Here is a 21,317-nt window from a genome sequence, read left to right on the forward strand (position 1 = left end):
GAGCCGAAGCCGGCCTGACCGCGCTCCGAACGCGCCGTGCCCCACAGGGCTTGCCTGTGGGGCACGGCGCGTCGCGGGAGACGTCAGTCCTTGCTGGTCCGGGTCGTCTTCTTCGCGGCGGCCTTGGTGGTCTTGGCCGCGGTCTTCCTGGCGGCCGTGTCGCTGACCGTCTTGGTGGCGGTCTTGCGGGTCGAGGCCGTCTTGGCCGCGACCGTCTTTCGGGCCGTCGTCTTGCGCGGAGCCTTCACCGAGGACGCGTCGCTGACGCGGTCGGCGCCGAGGATCTCCCGCAGGAACTTGCCGGTGTGGCTGGCCGGGATCCCCGCCACCTGCTCGGGCGTGCCCTCGGCGACGACCAGACCGCCGCCGGCGCCGCCTTCGGGGCCCATGTCGACGACCCAGTCGGCCGTCTTGATCACGTCGAGGTTGTGCTCGATGACGATGACCGTGTTGCCCTTGTCGACCAGCCCGGACAGGACCGTCAGCAGCTTGCTGATGTCCTCGAAGTGCAGACCGGTGGTCGGCTCGTCCAGGACGTAGACCGTGCGGCCGGTGGAGCGGCGCTGGAGCTCGCTGGCGAGCTTGACGCGCTGGGCCTCACCGCCGGACAGGGTGGTCGCGGACTGGCCGAGCCGGACGTAGCCGAGGCCGACGTCCTTCAGGGTCTTCATGTGGCGGGAGATCGCGGGGACCGCCTCGAAGAACTCCGTGGCCTCCTCGATCGGCATGTTCAGGACGTCGGCGATGGACTTGCCCTTGTAGTGGACCTCCAGGGTCTCCCGGTTGTACCGGGCACCGTGGCAGACCTCGCACGGGACGTAGACGTCCGGGAGGAAGTTCATCTCGATCTTGATGGTGCCGTCGCCCGCGCAGTTCTCGCAGCGGCCGCCCTTGACGTTGAAGGAGAAGCGGCCGGGCAGGTAGCCGCGGACCTTCGCCTCGGTGGTCTCGGCGAACAGCTTGCGGATGTGGTCGAAGACGCCGGTGTACGTGGCCGGGTTGGACCGCGGGGTGCGGCCGATGGGCGACTGGTCGACGTGCACGACCTTGTCGACGAGGTCGTCGCCGTCCACGCGCGTGTGCCGCCCGGGCACGCTCCGCGCGCCGTTCAGCTCGCGGGCCAGGTGCGTGTACAGGATGTCGTTGACCAGCGTCGACTTGCCGGATCCGGAGACGCCGGTGACGGCGGTGAACACGCCCAGGGGGAACGAGACGTCGATGTCCTGGAGGTTGTTCTCCCGGGCGCCGTGCACGGTGAGCTGCCGGGACGGGTCCAGCGGGCGCCGGATGTCGGGCAGCGGGATGGCCTTCTTGCCCGACAGGTACTGACCGGTCTGCGACTCGTCGTTGGCTAGGAGCTCCTTCAGGGAGCCGCTGTGCACGACCTTGCCGCCGTGCTCACCGGCGCCGGGGCCGATGTCGACGACCCAGTCGGCGGTCTTGATGGTGTCCTCGTCGTGCTCGACGACGATGAGCGTGTTGCCCATGTCGCGCAGCCGGACCAGGGTCTCGATCAGCCGGTGGTTGTCGCGCTGGTGCAGACCGATGGACGGCTCGTCGAGGACGTACAGGACGCCGACGAGGCCGGAACCGATCTGGGTGGCCAGGCGGATGCGCTGGGCCTCGCCGCCGGAGAGGGTGCCGGCCGCGCGGTTCAGCGAGAGGTAGTCCAGGCCGACGTCGACGAGGAACCGCAGCCGTTCGTTGACCTCCTTCAGGACGCGCTCGGCGATCTTCTTGTCGCGGGCGCTGAGCTTCAGCTCCCTCAGGAAGTCCGCGCAGTCGCTGATCGACATCGCGGAGACCTCCGCGATGGACTTGTCCATGATCGTGACCGCGAGGACGATCGGCTTCAGGCGCGTGCCCTCACAGGTCGGGCAGGGCACCTCGCGCATGTAGCCCTCGAAGCGCTCGCGGCTGGCGTCGCTCTCGGCCTCGCTGTGCCGGCGCTTGACGAACGGGACGGCACCCTCGAAGGCCGTGGTGTACCGGCGCTCGCGTCCGTAGCGGTTGCGGTAGCGGACCTCGACCTGGGTCTTGTGGCCGTGGAGCAGGGCCTTCCTGGCGCGCTGCGGCAGGCCCGCGAAGGGGATGTCCGTGCGGAAGCCCAGTGCGTCGGCGAGGGCGCCGATCAGGCGGCCGAAGTAGTCCTTGGTGTGGCCGTGCGACCAGGGGTGGATGGCCCCCTCGTCGAGGCTCTTGTCCGGGTCCGGGACGATGAGCTCCGCGTCGACCTCCATGCGCGTGCCGATGCCGGAGCAGTCCGGGCAGGCGCCGAAGGGCGAGTTGAAGGAGAAGGAGCGCGGCTCCAGCTCCTCGAAGGACAGGTCGTCGTACGCGCAGTACAGATGCTCCGAGTACATGCGCTCGCGCTCGGGGTCGTCCTCCGGGAGGTCGACGAAGTCGAGCACGACCATGCCGCCGGACAGACCGAGGGCGGTCTCGACGGAGTCGGTGAGGCGGCGCTTCGCGGAGTCCTTCACCGTGAGGCGGTCGACGACCACCTCGATGGTGTGCTTCTCCTGCTTCTTCAGCGTGGGCGGGGTCGACAGCTGGATCGTCTCGCCGTCCACCCGCGCGCGGGAGTAGCCCTTGGTCTGGAGATCGGCGAAGAGGTCGGCGAACTCGCCCTTGCGCTCGCGCACCAGCGGCGACAGCACCTGGAAGCGGCTGCCCTCCGGCAGCTCCAGGACCTTGTCGACGATGGCCTGGGGCGACTGGCGCGAGATCGGTCGGCCGCACTCGGGGCAGTGCGGCTTGCCGATGCGCGCGAAGAGCAGCCGCAAGTAGTCGTAGACCTCGGTGATGGTGCCGACCGTGGAACGCGGGTTGCGCGAGGTCGACTTCTGGTCGATGGAGACGGCCGGGGACAGGCCCTCGATGAAGTCGACGTCCGGCTTGTCCATCTGGCCGAGGAACTGCCGGGCGTACGAGGAGAGGGACTCCACGTAGCGCCGCTGCCCCTCCGCGAAGATGGTGTCGAAGGCCAGCGAGGACTTGCCCGACCCCGACAGGCCCGTGAAGACGATGAGCGAGTCGCGCGGGAGGTCGAGCGAGACGTTCTTGAGGTTGTGCTCGCGCGCTCCACGAACGATGAGACGGTCGGCCACGCCGGTCCGCACCTTTCTTGAGAGAAGTGACAGGGGCGGGGCCCCCGTCCTTCTCAGACTAGGGGGAGCCACTGACAACGCCGGTCGGATTCACGGGTTGCCAACAAACCCCGGCTCTCCAGCATGCCCGACGCCACGTCCGACCATATAGCACGTGCTTTCGAATTCCGGCACTCCTTCACCACCTTCACCCGAAGGAGTGGCGCAGTTAAGGTCAGCACCATGATTGATCACGCTCATGACCTGGCGTCTGTACGTGACGCGACGGAGCGGCTGCTGAGCGCAGTCGGCAAACTGGACAACGCGGCTGTGACCCACCCGTCACGACTGCCCGGCTGGAGCCGCGGCCATGTCCTGGCCCATCTCGCCCGCAACGCGGACGCCCTCGTGAACGTGCTCGAGGGCCGCCCCATGTACGTCTCCGGCGAGGCCCGGGACGCCGACATCGAGCGGGACGCCCCGCGCGCACTCGACGTCCAGCTCGCCGACCTGCGCGCGAGCGCGGCCCGCTTCCAGGAGGCCGGGGACGCCCCGGCGGACTGGGCGCGCACCGTGGAGCTGCGCAACGGGGTCACGGACTCCGCGTCCCGGGTGCCGTTCCGGCGGTGGGTCGAAGTGGAACTGCATCACGTGGACCTGGGGATCGGGTACGAGCTGGAGGATCTTCCGGCGGAGTTCACCGAGCGCGAGATCGACTTCCTCGCCGACCGGTTCGCCGGGCACCCGGACGTGCCGCCCACACGCCTCACGGACGGCACGCGCGCGTGGAGCACGGGACGGGAGGCACCGGACGGACCGGAGGTGACCGTCACGGGCTCCCCGGCGGAACTGCTGGGCTGGCTCGCCGGCCGCCGCACCGGGACCGCACTGAGGGTGGACGGGGGCCCGCTTCCGGCACTGCCCCCGCTGTAGGGCCGCTTGCGGCCGCGGGACCGTGGCCACTCCCCCGCTATAGGCTGGCGGGCATGACGTACAGCGGACAGGTGACGGTCGGCGGACCTGCCGACGTGCACGAACTCAAGGACCTGATGATCACCAAGATCGCGGTGGGTCCGATGAACAACAACGCCTATCTGCTGCGCTGCCGGTCCACGGACGAGCAATTGCTGATCGACGCCGCGAACGAGGCGGACACGCTGCTCGGCATGATCGGTGGCGACGGCATCGCGTCGGTCGTCACGACCCACCGGCACGGCGACCACTGGCAGGCGCTCGCCGCGGTCGTGGCGGCCACCGGCGCCCGCACCTACGCGGGCCGGGAGGACGCCGAGGGCATCCCCGTGCGGACCGACGTGCTGGTCGACGACGGCGACACCATCCGGGTGGGGCGCGTGGAACTCACCGCGCGCCACCTGGTCGGGCACACGCCCGGTTCGATCGCCCTCGTGTACGACGACCCGCACGGGCATCCCCATGTGTTCACAGGGGACTGCCTCTTCCCCGGCGGTGTGGGCAACACCCACAAGGACCCGAAGGCGTTCGCCAGTCTCCTCCACGACGTCGAGACCAAGATCTTCAGCGCCCTCCCGGACGAGACCTGGGTCTACCCGGGACACGGCAACGACACGTCCCTGGGCGCGGAGCGCCCGCACCTGCCGGAGTGGCACGCGCGCGGGTGGTGAGAGACGCGTGCGGGTGGTGAGGCACGCGCACGAGCGGTGAGTCACGCGCGCGGTTGGTGAACGACTGCGCGGAACGCGAACGCGTGAGCTGGTGAGCCGCGCACGCGCCCCGTGTGAATCGTTCACACACACCGGCGTCGCACATGCGCTCCCTTCCTCCTTTGTTGCGCAGTCAACTGGTATCAGCCCCGCGCAGGATGACGGCTCCTGGGCGGATGGGCCGCCGGCCTGTCGATCCCCGCCCTCGGCCGGCGGCCCCGGCGCATGCCGAACACGGCGGATCCCGCAGCCTGTTCACATGATTGCAACGCCCGTTCCCACGATCCGGACAGGTGTTGCCGTGACCTCGACAAACGGGACCGTCGGCTGTCACTCTCCCGCCATGCATCCTGCCCCGCGTGCCCTGCGCCGCGCTGCCGCCGCTGTCGTTCTCCTCGCCGCCGCCGTGAGCTGCGCTCCGCAACCGGAGGCGTCGGGCGGATCCTCGGCATCGGCCGGAAGCACCTGCGACAAGGGCAAGTTGGCGACCCGGACGTCGGGCAAGCTGACCATCGCCACCGACCAGCCCGCCTACGAGCCCTGGTTCAAGGACGACGACCCCGCGAGCGGCAAGGGCTTCGAGTCGGCGGTCGCCTACGCCGTCGCCGAACAGCTCGGCTACGGCAAGGACAAGGTCACCTGGCAGACCGTCCCCTTCAACAAGGCCTTCGCACCCGGCGAGAAGACCTTCGACTTCGACATCAACCAGGTGTCCATCAGCGAGGAACGCAAGAAGGCCGTGGACTTCTCCTCCGGCTACTACGACGTACGCCAGGCCGTCGTCGCGCTGAAGGGCTCCAAGGCCGCGAAGGCCAAGAGCATCGCGGACCTGAAGGGCGTGCTGCTGGGCGCGCAGGTCGGCACCACCAGCCTCGACTACATCAACGACGTGGTCCGCCCCACGCGGGCCGCGGCCGCGTACGGCAAGAACGACCAGGCCAAGTCCGCACTGAAGAACGGCCAGGTCGACGCGATCGTCGTGGACCTGCCGACCGCGTTCTACATCACCGGAGCCGAGGTCACCGACGCGAGGATCGTCGGCCAGTTCGAGAACCAGGGCGCTACGCCGGAGCAGTTCGGTCTCGTGCTCGACAAGGGCAGCGCGCTCACGTCCTGCGTCTCGCGGGCCGTGGACGCGCTGCGCGAGGACGGCACGCTCGCGAAGATCGAGCAGCAGTGGCTGTCGGACGCCGTCGACGCGCCGGTGCTCAAGTGACGGTGCACAAGGACGAACCGGGCTCCGGCGAGCACGATCCGGCAGGTGGCTACGTCCCGTCGCCGCGGCGCCTGGAGCGCGAGCGCTACAGACGTGCCCGCGCCCGGCGCGCGACGGCGATCGGCGCACTCTCGACCCTCGTCACCGCGGCCGTCCTCTACGTGGTCGTCGTCAGCGCCCCGGGCTGGCCGCGCACCAAGGAGACCTTCTTCGACCGGAAGTTCGCGAGCGAGGCGTTCCCGAAGGTTCTCGAAGGGTTGTGGCTGAACGTCCGGCTGCTGCTGATCTGCGGGGCCGCGGTGCTCGTCCTCGGCATGCTGATCGCCGTCGCCCGTACGCTGCGCGGCCCGGTGTTCTTCCCGCTGCGCTTCCTGGCCGCCGCGTACACGGACTTCTTCCGGGGTCTGCCGCTCATCATCAACCTGATGATCGTGGTCTTCGGTGTCCCGGCGCTGCGGCTCCAGGGGGTGACCGTCGACCCGGTGCTCCTCGGCGGCACCGCGCTGACGCTGACGTACTCGGCCTACGTCGCCGAGGTGTTCCGCGCCGGCATCGAGTCCGTGCACCCCTCGCAGCGCGCCGCGGCCCGCTCACTGGGGCTGAGCAACCGGCAGGCGCTGCGGTACGTGGTGCTGCCCCAGGCGGTGCGCCGCCAGGTGCCACCGCTGCTGAACGACCTGGTGTCCCTGCAGAAGGACACCGGGCTCGTCTCGATCGGCGGTGCGGTGGACGCCGTACGGGCCGCCGACATCATCGTGGGCCGCAGCCTCAACTACACGCCGTACATCGTCGCGGGTCTGGTCTTCGTCGCGCTGACCATCCCCATGACCCGCTTCACGGACTGGGTGACGGCCCGGATGGACCGCCGGCAGGCCCAGGGAGGAGCCATATGAGGAAGACGCCCGTGCTGCGCATGGAGTCCGTCCGCAAGACCTTCGGCGACTCCGTCGTCCTGCGGGCCGTCGACCTGGAGGTCGCCCCGCACACGGTCACCGCGCTGATCGGCGCCTCCGGCTCCGGCAAGTCCACGCTGCTGCGGTGCGCGAACCTGCTGGAGGAGATCGACGACGGGGCGATCTGGCTGGACGACGAGGAGATCACCGACCCGCGCGCCGACCAGGACGCCGTGCGCCGGCGGATCGGCGTGGTCTTCCAGGCGTACAACCTGTTCCCCCACATGACGGTCCTGGAGAACATCACACTCGCCCCCCGCCGTGTGCACGGGGTGCCGCGGGCCGAGGCCGAGGCACGCGCGCGTGAGCTGCTGGAGCGGCTGGGGCTCGGCGGGAAGGCGGGCGAGTACCCGGACCGGCTGAGCGGTGGGCAGCAGCAGCGCGTGGCGATCGTCCGCGCCCTGGCCGTACGCCCCCGGCTGCTGCTGCTCGACGAGATCACCGCCGCCCTCGATCCTGAGCTGGTGGGCGAGGTGCTCACCGTCGTCCGCGGCCTGAAGGACGAGGGCATGACCATGGTGCTGGCCACTCACGAGATGGGCTTCGCGCGGGAGGTCGCCGACCAGGTGTGCTTTCTGGAGGGCGGCGTGGTGCTGGAGCGCGGCACCGCCGAGCAGGTCTTCGGGGATCCGCAGCAGGAGCGCACGCGACGCTTCCTGCGGCGGATCGTGGAGGCGGGGCGGCTGTAGGGAGCCGGACTGTAAGGGGCACCCACCATGGTCGGCGGGACTTACCGGTCGGCGGGGCTCGACGGCAGCACCTCACGCGTCCGCCGTGCCCGCCCCGGCCAGCGCCGCGACGCGCTCCACGCCGAACACGTACCCCTGCACGCCGCAGCCCGCGATGACCCCGTCGGCGCGCAGCGAGACATAGGAGTGGTGCCGGAACGCCTCGCGCTGGTGGATGTTGGAGATGTGGACCTCCAGCACCGGCAGGCCGTCACAGGTGTTGAGGGCGTCCAGGATGGCGACGGAGGTGTGCGAGTAGGCACCGGGGTTGATCACGATGCCGCAGTGATTCAGCCGTGCCTCGTGGATCCAGTCGACCAACTCGCCCTCGTGGTTGGACTGGCGGAAGTCGACCGTGCCCCCGTGCGCGGCCGCCGCCTTGGCGCACAGGGCCTCGACGTCGGCGAGGGTGTCGGAGCCGTAGATCTCCGGCTGGCGCTGGCCGAGCAGATTCAGGTTGGGGCCGTTGAGGATCATGATCGGGGCGTGGGCCAGGGTGCGGGGCACGGTTCCTCCGGTCCGTTCAGGGTCGGGCGGCCCGAGGCGGACCGCTGCTCACAGCCGGTCTATCACGGTGCGCACGCCGCTCTCCCTCAGTGCGCACGGCCGGTTTATCACCGTGCGCCGGCAGCCCGCCGGGCCGTAGCCTCCCGCCATGACGAGCCTGACCAGCCCGACCTGTCCGCCGAAGCCCTCCCCCGGTGACCGCATCGCCGTGATCTCGCCCTCCTCCGGCCTGCCGGGGCTCTTCCCGCTCCCCTACGAGCTCGGCCTGGAGCGGCTACGCAAGGATTTCGGGCTTGAGCCGGTCGAGTATCCGGCGACCCGCACGATGGGCTCCACACCCCGGGAGCGGGCCGACGACATCCACGCCGCCTTCGCCGACCCGGACATCAAGGCGGTCATCGCGTCGATCGGCGGGGACGACCAAATCACCGTGCTGCCCTGTCTTGACCGGGAGTTGATCCGGGCGAACCCGAAGCCGTTCTTCGGGATGAGCGACAACACGAACCTGCTCGCGTTTCTGCGCACCTGCGGCATCGTCGGCTTCCACGGCGGGAGCGTGATGTGCGAGCTGGGCCGCCCCGGGGCCATGCACCCGCAGACCGCCGAGTCCCTGCGCGCGGCCCTGTTCACCTCGGGACCGTACGAGCTGAGGCCCGCCGAGCGGTGGCGCGACATCGACCGGGACTGGGCCGACCCGGCGACCTTCGACGCGGAGCCGGAGACCCGGCCCGGGACGGGCTGGACCTGGGTGAACGCCGACCAAGTGGTCGAGGGCCGCAGTTGGGGCGGCTGCCTGGAGATCGTCGGGTGGCTGCTGATGGCCGACCGGGAGATCGCGCGTGACCTGTCCGAGTACGACGGCGGCGTGCTGCTCCTGGAGACCTCCGAGGACATGCCGAGCGCCACGGAGGTCTTCCACACCCTGCGCAGCATGGGCGAGCGCGGGCTGCTGGGGCGCTTTCCGGCCCTGTTGATGGGCCGGCCGAAGACATGGTCCTTCGAGCGGCCCAACACCCCTGATGAAGCGGCTCGTTACGCGGCCGACCAGCGCGAGGCCGTCCTGCGCGCCATGCGGACCTACGCCCCCGACACCACGGTCGTCTTCGACGTGGACTTCGGGCACACCGATCCGCAACTGGTGATCCCGTACGGGGGAACCGTGCGCGTGGACGGACCGGCCCGGCGCATCACGGTCATGTACTGAGGGCCCCCAAGCCCTCCGCACGCCCCCGTAACCGGCGATCACGGTGGGTAGTTGACGCGGCATGCACGACGTACGCACCGTAAGGGCACCCTCCATGCCGCGCCTCGCGGCCGCCTCGCTCGCCGGCACCGCCATCGAGTTCTACGACTTCTTCGTCTACGGCACCGCGGCGGCCCTGATCCTGGGGCCGCTGTTCTTCCCGACCTTCTCACCGGTGGCCGGGACGCTGGCCGCCTTCGCCACCTTCGGTGTCGGCTTCGTGGCCCGGCCCCTCGGATCGGTGCTGTTCGGGCACATCGGGGACCGGCGTGGGCGTCGGCCGGTCCTCGTCGCCTCCCTGCTGCTGACCGGGGCCTCCACGGTCGCGGTCGGCTGCGTGCCGACGTACGAGACGATCGGCGTGGCCGCTCCCCTGCTGCTCCTGGTGCTGCGCTTCCTCCAGGGGCTGGGGCTCGGCGGCGAGTGGGGCGGGGCGGTACTGCTGGCCGTGGAGCACGCGCCGGCCGAACGGCGTGCCCTGTGGTCGAGCTTCCCGCAGGTCGGGCCCGCGCTGGGGTTCCTGCTCGCCAACGGTGTGGTGCTGGGGCTGTCCTCGACCTTGACGGAGGCGCAGTTCGCCGCGTGGGGATGGCGGGTGCCGTTCTGGGCGGCGGGAGTGCTGGCCGTCGTGGGGTTGTGGCTGCGGTCGTCGCTCACCGAGAGCCCCAGCTTCCTGAAGATCGACGACCACGCGCGCGTGCCCCTCGCCGAGGTCGTCCGCAACCACTGGCGGCTCCTCCTGCTGACCGGCGGAGGACTCGCGATCGGCTACGCGATCTTCTACGCCGTGACGACCTGGTCCCTCGCCTACGGCACGGAGCGGCTCGGCGTGAGCCGCAACGTCATGCTGACCTGCATCATGGGCGCGGTGCTGGTGAAGGGCGCGCTCACCCCGCTGATGGCACTGCTCGGGGACCGCTACGGCCGGCGGCCGCTGTGCCTGATCGGGTGCGCTGCCGCCGCCCTGTGGATGTTCCCGATGGTCGCGCTCCTGGCCACCGGGGCGCCGCTGCCGATGTTCCTGGGCTTCCTCGGGGCGATGCTGGCGTTCATCACGATGTTCGCCGTGATCGCCGCGTATCTGCCGGAGTTGTACGAGCCGCGGGTGCGCTGCACCGGCGCCGCCGTCGGCTACAACCTCGGCGGGGTCGTCGGGGGCGCCCTCACACCGATCGTGGCGACGGCCCTGGCCGAGCAGGGCGGGCGGGTGCCGTGGGGCGTGGCCGCCTATCTGACGGTGATCGCACTGTTCAGCCTCGGGTGCTTCGCGTTGCTGCCGGAGACGCGTCCGGTGCGGACGGGGGCGGCTGCGGAGGCCGCTGCGGGGTGAGTCGGGGCGGTGCCAGTGCGGTGCGCGTAAGCGTTTGCGCGAGCGTTTGCGCGCACGCCAGCCCGGCGCGGCTTGCCTGAGCGTTTGCGCGCCCCTACGGGTTGATCGCCAGCTCCAGGTACGCCGCGAACAGCACCAGGTGGACCCCGCCCTGGAGCGGTGTGGCCCGGCCCGGCACCACGGTCAGCGAGGCCACCACCACGGTCAGGGCGAGCAGCACCATGTGCGTGGAGCCGAGGCCGAGGACGAGCGGGCCCGAGAGCCAGAGGGAGGCGAGTGCGACGGCGGGGATGGTCAGGCCGATGCTGGCCATGGCCGAGCCGAGGGCGAGGTTCAGGCTGGTCTGCACGCGGTCGCGACGAGCGGACCGCAGCGCGGCGATGGTCTCCGGGAGCAGCACCAGCAGCGCGATGATCACACCGACGACGGCATGGTGGAGCCCCGCGGCCTCCACTCCGGACTCGATGGTGGGCGAGACGCCCTTGGCCAGGCCGACCACGCCGATCAGGGCGAGGCCCAGCAAGGCCAGGCTGATCCGGGCGGTGAGGGCGGTCGGCGCCTCGGCGTGCTCCTCGGTGGTGATCACCTCGCCGTGCCGCGTGATCGGCAGGAAGTAGTCCCGGTGCCGCACGGTCTGCGTGGTGACGAACAGGCCGTACAGGATGAGCGAGGACAGCGCCGCGAAGGTCAGCTGGACGGTGGAGAACTCGGGTCCGGGTTTGCTGGTGGTGAACGTCGGCAGGACCAGGCTGAGCGTGGCCAGGGTCGCGACGGTGGCGAGTGCGGCACCGGTGCCCTCCGGGTTGAAGACGGCCGTGCCGTGCCGCAGCGAAGCCACCATGAGGCACAGGCCGACGATGCCGTTGCAGGTGATCATCACGGCTGCGAAGACCGTGTCCCGTGCCAGTGTCGAGCTCTTGTCCCCGCCGTCGGCCATCAGGGTGACGATGAGGGCGACCTCGATGATCGTGACGGCGACGGCGAGCACGAGCGAACCGAACGGTTCGCCCACGCGGTGGGCCACCACTTCGGCGTGGTGCACGGCGGCCAGGACGGCTCCCGCGAGGACCAGGGTCACCAGCGCGACGACCGCGACGGGCAGATCCTGTCCCCAGGTCAGGATCAGCAGCACGGCCGCGAGCAAGGGCACCAGCGTCGTCCACCGTGCCGCGAGCCGCATGAGCCGAGCGATCATGAAGTGATCGTCGCAGACGTCCAGGGGCCCCGCACTCCGTCGTGCCGGGCCCCCAAGGCGGCGCAGTCGGGCTACTTGAGGTCCCGCACGTCCAGGAGGTCGCAGTTGGTGTACACCCGATCGCCGATGCTGAGCGCGTTCAGCCGCTCCGCCATCCTGCTCGTCTCGGGGTCGTCGCTGTTGCGCATGGCCTCCTCGAACGACTCGAACTCGATCAGCGCCAGGTAGCGGCTGGGCTTGTCCCGGTCCTTCAGCAGCATGCTGCGGGTGGGGCCGTCCGTACGGCCGGCGCTGCGCTGCCCCGCCTCGTCGAGCACCTGCTGCATCTCTTCCAGACGCTCGGTCTCGAACTCGATGATCTGCACGAACTTCATGGCACCTCCAGCCGCCTCGGCGCCCCCGGGGCGGGGAACGCGTTCAGGAACAAGCAAGCACCGGGACCGGTGGTCGGCAATTCGCCGGCCACCGGTCCCGGTGATGGTTGTTCCTCGAGTCCGACGCGGTCAGACGTCGATGCTGTCCTTCGGAGCGCCTTCGCTCTTGCCCTGCGCCGCCTCGGCCGCCGCCTGCTTCTTGGAAGCTCGCAGGCTGGTGATCGTGGTGACGATCAGGACGGAGCAGATCACGCCGAGCGAGACCGGAATGCTGATCTCGGGGACATGCACCCCGGACTCGTGCAGCGCGTGCAGCACCAACTTCACGCCGATGAAGCCCAGGATGATCGACAGTCCGTAGCTCAGGTGGACCAGCTTCTTCAGCAGGCCGCCGATGAGGAAGTACAGCTGGCGCAGACCCATCAGGGCGAACGCGTTGGCCGTGAAGACGATGTACGGGTCCTGCGTCAGGCCGAAGATCGCGGGGATGGAGTCGAGGGCGAAGAGCACATCGGTGGTGCCGATGGCCAGCATCACGACCAGCATCGGGGTCATGACCCGCTTGCCGTTCTCCTCGATCCACAGCTTGGTGCCGTGGTACCGGTCCGCCACGCCGAAGCGGCGCTCGGCGGCCTTGAGCAGCTTGTTCTCCTCGAACTCCTCGTCCTCCTCGTCGGCCCGGGCCTCCTGGATGAGCTTCCACGCGGTCCAGATCAGGAAGGCGCCGAAGAGGTAGAAGACCCAGGAGAAGCTGGCGAGGATCGCCGCACCGGCGGCGATGAAGATGGCCCGCAGGACCAGGGCGATGAGGACACCGATCAGCAGCACCCGCTGCTGGTACTGCGACGGCACCGCGAACTTCGCCATGATCAGGACGAAGACGAAGAGGTTGTCGACGCTGAGTGACTTCTCGGTGATGAAGCCGGCGAAGAACTCACCGGCGGGCTGGCCACCGGCGAAGAGGAGCAGGCCGAACCCGAAGAGGGCGGCCAGAACGATCCAGACGACCGTCCAGATCCCGGCTTCCTTGATCGACACGTCGTGCGGCTTGCGGCCGATGAAGAAGTCGACCGCGATGAGGGCGGCAAGGCCCACGATCGTCAGGACCCATAGGGTCACGGAAACATCCACTGCGCCTCCGGCAGTCGTAACGGCAAATGTCAGCGTCGTCGCTGCCGGAGGTCTCTTCCACCCAACGATGGGCCGACGCCCCGGGATCTGGCCTGATCCGTATTGACGGGTACGCCGCAGCAGACAGGGAGTACTCCCCTCCGTGCCGTCAACAGTACCCAATCACCAAGAACAGGTAAAGCGCTTGGCAAAAGAAAGGCCAAAACTCCTGGTCAGAGGCTTTACAGGAACTTGGTGCGGGCGGTGGCGACCTGGGTGAGCACCTCTTGGAGGACATGGCTGCCAGGCGGTACGAGCGACGGCTCGTACGTCCAGGCATGACCGACCCACGGGTCGGCGAGGTGATCGTCGGCCACCGGTGTCAGTCGCAGCAGCGAACGCCACAGCGGGTCGAGCAAAGGCCCGTACCCGGAGGACTGCTCCCGGTCGGCCACCATCATCAGGTGGACGCCGAAGGCGGGGCCCTCGTCGGCGAGGTAGCGCAGCTGGTTCACGGCCCGGTCGTCGAATCCGTGCGGGAAGTCGTTGACGATCAGGAGCTGCTGGGAGGTGTCGAAGCCGGGCGGGAGGGAGTCGGCGGCGCCGCCCCGGACCGCCATCTGCACCAGGTCGACGCGCTGGGTGAGCCGGCCCAGCACGTCCGCCACCCCGGCGGCGCCGAGCGCGGGCGGGGCCGCGAGCACGCCGGTCTGCACGAGGGGCGCCAGCGGCTGTGCCCCCGAGCCGGCCGGGTCGATGACATGGACGGTGAAGTCGCCCGCGGGATAGACGGCCAGCAGCCGGGCCGCGTGCGCGACCGCCGTCTCCATGCCGAGACGGCTCATGGCGTGGGAGTCGGTGAACGATCCGTCGGACGATCCGGCCGCTCCGCTGTCGATCCACAGGCCGCGCTCCAGCGGCAGCCGGACCAGCATCGGAATGCGGATCCGGTCGGCCTCGGGGAGATGGAGGTCGCCCAGGCGCAGGGCCATCGGAATCTCCATCGGCACCCGGTAGGCGTGCCAGACGGGGTTGTCCCAGCGGGCGTACGCCGGTGGCAGGGCCGGTTCGACGACGTCGGCCTCGGCCGCGAGCTGGGTGAGGTCCCGGTCGAGGGCCTCCTGGGCCTGGGCGACGAGCTGGGCGTGCCGGGCCCGGGCCGTCTCACGGGCGGCGTCGCCCTGCCCGCCGATCCGGCTGCGCGGGTCGGAGAGGACCTGTTCCAGCTCCTTGTCCATGCGTGACTCGGCGAAGTCGACGGCGCTGCGATAGGCGGCGGTGGTGCGGGCCAGGTCCTCGAACATGCCCCACACCTGGTTGTAGAGCCGCTCCTCCATGGACCAGCCGGTCGCGTCACCCGCGACGGGCTGTGCGGGCTGCCCGGGTGCGGCCGGGGCCGCGGTCGGCGGAGGCGGGGGCGGAGCGGCGTTCTGGCGGCGCGGGTGGCTGTAGTCGATCGGACCGCCGGCCGTGGGTGCGGACGGCTGGGTGACGGCGTGGGGATCGGGCGCGGCGCCGGGGTACGACGGCTGCTGCGGGGCGGGCTGCCCCGGGCCGCCGGGCGTCTGGGCCCCGTACGGTGACATCGGCGGTACGGGACCGGACTGAGGCGCCGTGCCGCCCTGGTCCGGGCCGAGGGCCGGGGCGGCCGCCTGCCGGGAGCGGTCGCCGTCCGCTGTGCGCGGCGGGGGCGCCTGCACCGAGCGGGCCAGCCCCTGGGCCACCGCGTCGTTGATGCTGCCGGCCAGCTGGTGGGCCTGCGGCAGCCCCTGGTCGGTGAGGAGGTCGGCGAGGCCGCCCGCGTAGCCCTGGCCGACGGCGCGCACCTTCCAGGCGCCCTGCCGGCGGTAGAGCTCCAGGGCGACGACGGCCGACTCGGCCTCCAGGCCGGTGATGGTGTAGCTGGCGACCTCGTGGCCGTCGAGGCCGGTGACGGCGACGAAGGGGGCCGCCACCGCACCGAAACGGACCGGGCCCGTCCCCCCGGCGGGCAGGGCGAGCAGCACGCTGACACGGTGGACGGCCTCCGGCACGGCGTCCAGGTCCACCGCGAGGCGGTGGTCGGCGGCGGCCTGCCGGGAGACCTCGAGACCCGGCTGGGTGGGTGCGCCCGGGTGGGCCACCCACTCCGCGCCGTGGATCCGGCCGTTCTCGTCACCGAGCGCGGCCACGGCCACGATCGGCGTACCGGCCGAGATCCGGATCTCGAGACGGGCCTGGGAGAGCGGGTGGTTCTGCCCCCGCACCAGCTCGGCCGTCATCGCCTGCGTCCCCCTGTGTCGTTGTGTGGTGTCGTGTGCTGCTCGCCGGGCCCGCCGTCCGAATCCTGCCGCGGCCCGGGGTGCGTCAGAGCACCGGCAGGATCGCCGGCATCAGGTCCTGGAAGGTGCGGCCGTTGGCGGGGTTGCCGAGGGCCGTCATCGTCCAGCCCGGGCCCGAGCGGTGGACCTTGGCCATGATCTGGGCCGTGTACTGGCCGCCGCCGGCGAGCGTGTAGCGGGCGAGCTCCTGGCCGTTGGTCTCGTCGACGAGGCGGCAGAACGCGTTCTGCACCTCCTGGAAGGTCTGGCCCGTGAAGGAGTTCACGGTGAAGACGATCTGGTCGATGTGGACCGGGACCCGCGCGAGGTCGACGAGGATCGCCTCGTCGTCGCCGCCCTGGCCGACACCGCCGACGAGGTTGTCACCGGTGTGGCGCACCGAGCCGTCGTCGCTCACCAGGTGGCGGAAGAAGACGACGTCGACCGGCTGCTTGTCCGCGAACAGGACGGCGGAGGCGTCGAGGTCGACCTCGCGCGTACGCGAGCCGAACAGGCCGCGCCGGGGAGCCGCCTGCCAGCCGAGACCCATGCGCACCGCAGTCAGGCTGCCACCGTCGTTCTTCTGCAGACTGATGGCCTGACCCTTGGTCATGTTGACGGTCACGCGCTGATTCCCCTCTCGAACGTCCCCTGTTGCCGCGTGGTCGCGGTTGAGCAGAACCCTACGCAGGGGCACTGACAGTGACGTACCCCGGTCCGCACTTTGTGTCGGTCTTGCAACACTGCGCGTACGCGGCACGCTGTCAGGCCAGGCCGGCCTCCTTCATCTGGCGCAGCTCCTTCTTCATCTCGGAGACCTCGTCGCGCAGCCGGGCCGCGATCTCGAACTGAAGCTCCGCGGCGGCGGCCCGCATCCGCGCGGTCAGTTCCTCGATCTGCCCGGCCAGTTCGGCCGCGGGGCGGTCGGTCGGCACCGTCTCCTTGGCCTTGGCCTTACCCTTGGCGGTCTTGGCCGTCCCGGCGGCCTTGCCGAGGGAGGGCACGGGCGCCTTGGTGCCCCCGCCGTCCTTCTTCGCCTTGCGGTAGCCCGAGCCGAGCAGCTGCTCGGTGTCGATGTCCTCGCGGGCGATCTGGGCGACGATGTCGTTGATCTTCTTGCGGAGCGGCTGGGGGTCGATGCCCCGCTCCGTGTTGTACGCGATCTGCTTCTCGCGGCGCCGGTTGGTCTCGTCGATGGCCTTCTCCATCGCGGGGGTGATCTTGTCGGCGTACATGTGGACCTGACCGGAGACGTTGCGCGCGGCGCGGCCGATGGTCTGGATCAGGGACGTGCCGGAGCGCAGGAAGCCCTCCTTGTCGGCGTCCAGGATCGCCACCAGGGACACCTCGGGCAGGTCGAGGCCCTCGCGCAGGAGGTTGATGCCGACCAGCACGTCGTACTCGCCGGCGCGCAGTTCACGCAGCAGTTCGACACGGCGCAGGGTGTCGACGTCGCTGTGCAGATAGCGCACCTGGATGCCCAGCTCGAGGAAGTAGTCCGTGAGGTCCTCGGCCATCTTCTTGGTGAGCGTGGTGACCAGGACGCGCTCGTCCTTCTCCGTGCGCTGCCGGATCTCGTGCACCAGGTCGTCGATCTGGCCCTCGGTGGGCTTGACGACGACTTCCGGGTCGACGAGGCCGGTGGGGCGGATGATCTGCTCGACGAAGCCGTCCGCGCGGGACATCTCGTAAGTGCCGGGGGTGGCCGACAGATAGACCGTCTGGCCGATGCGCTCCTGGAACTCCTCCCACTTCAGGGGGCGGTTGTCCAGGGCGGAGGGCAGCCGGAAGCCGTGGTCGACGAGGGTGCGCTTGCGGGAGGCGTCACCCTCGTACATGGCGCCGATCTGCGGGACGGTGACGTGCGACTCGTCGATGACGAGGAGGAAGTCGTCCGGGAAGTAGTCCAGGAGGGTGTTGGGCGGGGAGCCGGGCGAGCGGCCGTCGAAGTGCATCGAGTAGTTCTCGACGCCGGAGCAGCTGCCGATCTGGCGCAGCATCTCGATGTCGTACGTGGTCCGCATGCGCAGGCGCTGGGCCTCCAGCAGCTTGCCCTGCTTCTCCAGCTCCGTCAGGCGCTCGGCCAGCTCCTTCTCGATGTCGTTGACGGCCCGCTCCAGGCGCTCGGGTCCCGCGACGTAGTGGGAGGCGGGGAAGACGTAGAGGTGCTCGTCGTCGCTGATGATCTCGCCGGTGAGCGGGTGCAGGGTGGACAGCGCCTCGATCTCGTCGCCGAACATCTCGATGCGGACGGCCAGCTCCTCGTACACCGGGAAGATTTCGATCGTGTCGCCGCGGACGCGGAAGGTGCCGCGGGTGAAGGCCATGTCGTTGCGCGTGTACTGGATGTCCACGAAGCGGCGCAGCAGCTCGTCGCGGTCGATCTCCTCGCCGACGCGGAGGGGGACCATGCGGTCCACGTACTCCTGCGGGGTGCCGAGTCCGTAGATGCAGGAGACCGAGGCGACCACGACGACGTCGCGGCGGGTGAGCAGCGAGTTGGTCGCGGAGTGGCGCAGCCGCTCGACCTCCTCGTTGATCGACGAGTCCTTCTCGATGTAGGTGTCCGACTGCGGGACGTACGCCTCGGGCTGGTAGTAGTCGTAGTACGAGACGAAGTACTCGACGGCGTTGTTCGGGAGCAGCTCGCGGAACTCGTTCGCCAGCTGTGCGGCCAGCGTCTTGTTCGGCGCCATCACGAGCGTGGGGCGCTGGAGCTTCTCGATCATCCACGCGGTGGTGGCGGACTTGCCGGTGCCGGTCGCGCCGAGCAGCACGACGTCCTTCTCGCCCGCCTCGATACGCCGGGCGAGATCGGCGATGGCCGTCGGCTGGTCGCCGTTCGGCTGGTAGGGGCTGACGACCTCGAAGGGCGCCACCGTGCGTTCGATCTTTGAAACGGGCCGCATGGGTTCCACCGTACGACCCCGCACTGACAACGGGTTCTGATCAGCGGTTCTGCGGGGTGCGGGACCCTCGGTGCTCCACGGTGCGGCGGGGGCGGAACCGCAGGCGGTGGGCGGAGTGCCGGACGCGGGTGTGGGCGGGGATGCCGGGCTTCTGCTCGGCGGGGACGACGGTCGGCTTCCCCATGACCATCAGTGGGTCGAACATGACGACGACGCCCGCGAGGAGCAGGAAGGCGAGCGGGCCGACCAGCATGGGGGCGAGCAGGGTGGCGGGCGACTCTCCCGTGGTGGGTTCGGCCGTGCCGTGCAGGTGGACGCTGAGGGCGGCCATGCCGGTGTAGTGCATGCCGCTGACCGCGAGTCCCATGACGAGGCCGGCGCCCACGCTCCACAGGAAACCCCTGACCTGGCCGGCGGCCCACAGGGCGGCGGTGGCGGCGCCCATGGCGATCGCGACGGAGATGCCGACGGTGACGGTGTTGTACTGAAGCTTCCCGTCCAGGCTCATGCTGGCCATGCCGAGGTAGTGCATCGACGCTATGCCCAGGCCGGTGATGGTGCCGCCGGTGAACAGGGCCGTTCCGCGGGCTCCCTTGTAGCCGACGATGAAGATCCCGATGCCCACCATGATGATCGCGACGGCGAGACTCGCGAAGGTCATCGCCTTGTCGTAGTGGATGGGGGTTCCCCGGACCGTGAACCCCATCATCGCGACGAAGTGCATGGTCCATATGCCGGAGCCGATCGCCGCCGAGCCGAGGGCGAGCCAGCCGGGGCGCCAGGACTGGGCGACGAGCATGGATCTCGTGGTGCAGCGCAGTCCCAGCGCGCCGCCGAGGCAGGCCATGAAGTAGGCCACCAGGGGTGTGACCAGGCCGTAGCTGAATCCGTCGACCGTGCCCTGCATGCGCGGCTGCCCTTCCCGCCCTCGTACGTCCCGGAATTCCTGATGTGCGCCCCCTCCCAGGACCGCACGAGCGGTCAGGGTCGACGCAGAGAGTATGACCCCCACCGGAATGGTCGAACGACTTTCCGGCAAAGAATCACGGCCCTGCCCCAGTTGTGCGGTACCAGTGAGCGGAGTTGGGCCGGCCCCGTTCAACGTGTGGCCATCCTGTACCCCTCTCGCGTTGACCCTCTGCTGTCAGAGTTGTGCTGTCTGTGATTGTCCGACCACTCGTCGCGAGGAGTACGCATGCACGCGCGCGCTGTCGCCGCTTCGACCACCGCACTCCTGGGGACCGCCGCTCTCCTGTTCCCCGTCTCCCCCGCGCGGGCCGCGGGGGGCGGCACGCCCCCGCTGGTCATCGGGCATCGGGGCGCCTCCGCGTACGCGCCCGAGAACACCCTGGCCTCGGTCGACAGAGCGGCGGGGCTGGGCATCCTCTGGGTGGAGAACGACGTGCAGCGGACCAGGGACGGAGAGCTGGTCGTCATCCACGACGACAACCTGCGGCGCACCACCGACGCCGAGGAGGTGTTCCCCGGCCGGGCCCCCTGGAAGGTGAAGGACTTCACCGCCGCGGAGATCGCCCGTCTGGACGCGGGCAGCTGGTTCGGGCCCGCGTACGCCGGCGCGCGCGTGCCGACGCTGGAGCAGTTCGTGCACCGCCTGGAGCGCCATCACCAGAAGCTTCTCCTCGAGATCAAGAACCCGGAGCTGTACCCGGGCATCGAGCAGCAGACGCTGAAGGTCCTCAGCAACGAGGGCTGGCTCGACCGGTCGCATCTGACGGACCGGCTGATCGTGCAGAGCTTCAGCGCGGAGAGCGTGCGGACGGTCCACGAGCTGAAGCCCGGCGTGAAGACGGGCCTTCTGGGGACACCGCCGGTGTCGGACCTGCTCGACTGCGCCGAGTTCGCCGACCAGATCAACCCCTCGTACAGCTCGCTCTCCCCGGCGTACGTGTCCTCCGTGCAGGCGTTCGACGGACCGCACGGCAGGCCGATGGAGGTCTTCGCCTGGACGGTCGACGACGCCAGGACGGCCCAGCGGGTCGCCGGGTACGGGGTCGACGGGATCATCACGAACAAGCCGGACGTGGTGCGCAAGGCCGTGGGCGGCTGATCCGGCGTTCCACCCGTGCGGCGTTGTCAGTGGCGGGTCCTACTGTGGGCGCATGGACAGCCAAGGGCAGGTCGGGCCGCGGGTCGTGTGGGCGGTCGTCGAGAGCGGGATCGGGCCGTTGCTGCTGGCCGCGAGCCGGGACGGCCTGGTCAACGTCGTGTTCCACGCCACGGACGCGGTGCGGGACCGGGCGGTCGAGCGGCTGGCGTCGAGGCTGGGCGCCGAGCCCGTCGAGGCACCCGGCTCCCCGCTGCTGGCCGAGGCGATACGCCAGGTCGAGGCGTACTTCGCAGGTGCGCGACGCGACTTCGACCTGCCGCTGGACTGGTCGCTGATCTCCGGCTTCAACCGGGAGGTCCTGCGCGAACTGGCCTCGGGCGTGCCGTACGGCACGGTCGTCGGATACGGCGACCTGGCCGGGCGGGTCGGTCAGCCGGGCGCCGCCCAGGCCGTGGGCATGGCGATGGGCGCCAATCCGCTCCCGGTGGTGGTGCCCTGCCACCGGGTCGTCGAGAGCGGCGGCGGCATCGGCGGCTTCGGGGGCGGCCTGGAGACCAAGCGGAGGCTGCTCGCCCTGGAGGGGGTCCTCCCCGAGCCGCTCTTCTGAGACCCG

General features: G+C 70.1%; 18 protein-coding genes. 9 read left to right on the top strand and 9 right to left on the bottom strand.

Going from position 1 to position 21,317, the window contains the following annotated elements:
- Window positions 1–83: 83 nt before the first annotated feature.
- Window positions 84–3,110: an excinuclease ABC subunit UvrA gene (gene uvrA / locus ACIRDU_RS00930; protein WP_403572539.1), complete on the bottom strand. Its 3,027-nt coding sequence runs from the start codon at window positions 3,108–3,110 to the stop codon at window positions 84–86.
- Window positions 3,111–3,332: 222 nt separating this feature from the next.
- Between uvrA and ACIRDU_RS00935 the strand changes: the two genes are divergently transcribed.
- The 5 genes from ACIRDU_RS00935 (at window position 3,333) to ACIRDU_RS00955 (ending at window position 7,629) form a co-directional block, all read left to right on the top strand.
- Entirely contained in the window at window positions 3,333–4,022 is a 690-nt protein-coding gene (locus tag ACIRDU_RS00935; protein WP_403572542.1) for a maleylpyruvate isomerase family mycothiol-dependent enzyme, read from the top strand.
- 53 nt (window positions 4,023–4,075) lie between these two features.
- Window positions 4,076–4,732 carry an MBL fold metallo-hydrolase gene (locus tag ACIRDU_RS00940; protein WP_403572545.1) on the top strand — a complete coding sequence of 219 codons (657 nt, stop codon included), beginning with the start codon at window positions 4,076–4,078 and terminating at the stop codon, window positions 4,730–4,732.
- A 382-nt stretch (window positions 4,733–5,114) separates the two neighbouring features.
- The gene (locus ACIRDU_RS00945; RefSeq protein ID WP_403572548.1) at window positions 5,115–5,987 is read left to right on the top strand and encodes an ABC transporter substrate-binding protein; all 873 of its coding nucleotides are present in this window, start codon (window positions 5,115–5,117) and stop codon (window positions 5,985–5,987) included.
- A complete protein-coding gene (locus tag ACIRDU_RS00950) occupies window positions 5,984–6,880 on the top strand; it encodes an amino acid ABC transporter permease (protein WP_403572551.1) in 897 nt (298 codons plus the stop codon). The genes ACIRDU_RS00945 and ACIRDU_RS00950 overlap by 4 nt, the downstream gene beginning before the upstream one ends.
- Complete coding sequence (locus tag ACIRDU_RS00955) at window positions 6,877–7,629, top strand: amino acid ABC transporter ATP-binding protein (RefSeq protein ID WP_403572554.1); 753 nt, start codon at window positions 6,877–6,879, stop codon at window positions 7,627–7,629. Before ACIRDU_RS00950 ends, ACIRDU_RS00955 begins: the two co-directional genes overlap by 4 nt.
- Window positions 7,630–7,701: 72 nt before the next feature.
- Here ACIRDU_RS00955 and aroQ read toward each other — a convergent pair whose 3' ends face one another.
- A complete protein-coding gene (aroQ, locus tag ACIRDU_RS00960; protein WP_403572557.1) occupies window positions 7,702–8,175 on the bottom strand; it encodes a type II 3-dehydroquinate dehydratase in 474 nt (157 codons plus the stop codon).
- A 148-nt stretch (window positions 8,176–8,323) separates the two neighbouring features.
- Between aroQ and ACIRDU_RS00965 the strand changes: the two genes are divergently transcribed.
- Window positions 8,324–9,379: a S66 peptidase family protein gene (locus ACIRDU_RS00965; protein ID WP_403572560.1), complete on the top strand. Its 1,056-nt coding sequence runs from the start codon at window positions 8,324–8,326 to the stop codon at window positions 9,377–9,379.
- Window positions 9,380–9,473: 94 nt separating this feature from the next.
- On the top strand, window positions 9,474–10,748 hold the full coding sequence (locus ACIRDU_RS00970) for an MFS transporter (protein ID WP_403572562.1): 1,275 nt from the start codon (window positions 9,474–9,476) through the stop codon (window positions 10,746–10,748).
- Between the two features lie 94 nt (window positions 10,749–10,842).
- On the opposite strand, the gene ACIRDU_RS00975 is transcribed toward ACIRDU_RS00970, so the two are convergent.
- The 7 genes from ACIRDU_RS00975 to ACIRDU_RS01005 all read right to left on the bottom strand — a co-directional run bounded on the left by ACIRDU_RS00975 (window position 10,843) and on the right by ACIRDU_RS01005 (window position 19,543).
- Window positions 10,843–11,943 (bottom strand): calcium:proton antiporter, encoded by a 1,101-nt coding sequence (locus ACIRDU_RS00975; RefSeq protein WP_403572565.1) that lies wholly within the window; start codon window positions 11,941–11,943, stop codon window positions 10,843–10,845.
- A gap of 71 nt (window positions 11,944–12,014) precedes the next feature.
- Window positions 12,015–12,317: a hypothetical protein gene (locus ACIRDU_RS00980; RefSeq protein WP_403572568.1), complete on the bottom strand. Its 303-nt coding sequence runs from the start codon at window positions 12,315–12,317 to the stop codon at window positions 12,015–12,017.
- Between the two features lie 129 nt (window positions 12,318–12,446).
- On the bottom strand, window positions 12,447–13,448 hold the full coding sequence (locus ACIRDU_RS00985; protein WP_403572571.1) for a TerC family protein: 1,002 nt from the start codon (window positions 13,446–13,448) through the stop codon (window positions 12,447–12,449).
- 221 nt (window positions 13,449–13,669) lie between these two features.
- Window positions 13,670–15,688, bottom strand: a complete 2,019-nt coding sequence (locus tag ACIRDU_RS00990; protein ID WP_403572574.1) for a TerD family protein — start codon at window positions 15,686–15,688, stop codon at window positions 13,670–13,672.
- An 85-nt stretch (window positions 15,689–15,773) separates the two neighbouring features.
- Window positions 15,774–16,352, bottom strand: a complete 579-nt coding sequence (locus ACIRDU_RS00995; RefSeq protein ID WP_403572577.1) for a TerD family protein — start codon at window positions 16,350–16,352, stop codon at window positions 15,774–15,776.
- Window positions 16,353–16,491: 139 nt separating this feature from the next.
- Window positions 16,492–18,636: an excinuclease ABC subunit UvrB gene (uvrB, locus tag ACIRDU_RS01000; protein WP_403572580.1), complete on the bottom strand. Its 2,145-nt coding sequence runs from the start codon at window positions 18,634–18,636 to the stop codon at window positions 16,492–16,494.
- A gap of 40 nt (window positions 18,637–18,676) precedes the next feature.
- On the bottom strand, window positions 18,677–19,543 hold the full coding sequence (locus ACIRDU_RS01005; RefSeq protein WP_403572583.1) for an MHYT domain-containing protein: 867 nt from the start codon (window positions 19,541–19,543) through the stop codon (window positions 18,677–18,679).
- 288 nt (window positions 19,544–19,831) lie between these two features.
- On the opposite strand from ACIRDU_RS01005, the gene ACIRDU_RS01010 reads away from it, so the two are divergent.
- Window positions 19,832–20,704 (top strand): glycerophosphodiester phosphodiesterase, encoded by an 873-nt coding sequence (locus ACIRDU_RS01010; protein WP_403572586.1) that lies wholly within the window; start codon window positions 19,832–19,834, stop codon window positions 20,702–20,704.
- Window positions 20,705–20,756: 52 nt separating this feature from the next.
- On the top strand, window positions 20,757–21,311 hold the full coding sequence (locus ACIRDU_RS01015) for a methylated-DNA--[protein]-cysteine S-methyltransferase (protein WP_403572589.1): 555 nt from the start codon (window positions 20,757–20,759) through the stop codon (window positions 21,309–21,311).
- Window positions 21,312–21,317: the final 6 nt, after the last annotated feature.

Origin of the sequence: Streptomyces sp. NPDC093598 (genome assembly GCF_044764825.1) — a bacterium.
Classification (GTDB): Bacteria; Actinomycetota; Actinomycetes; order Streptomycetales; family Streptomycetaceae; genus Streptomyces.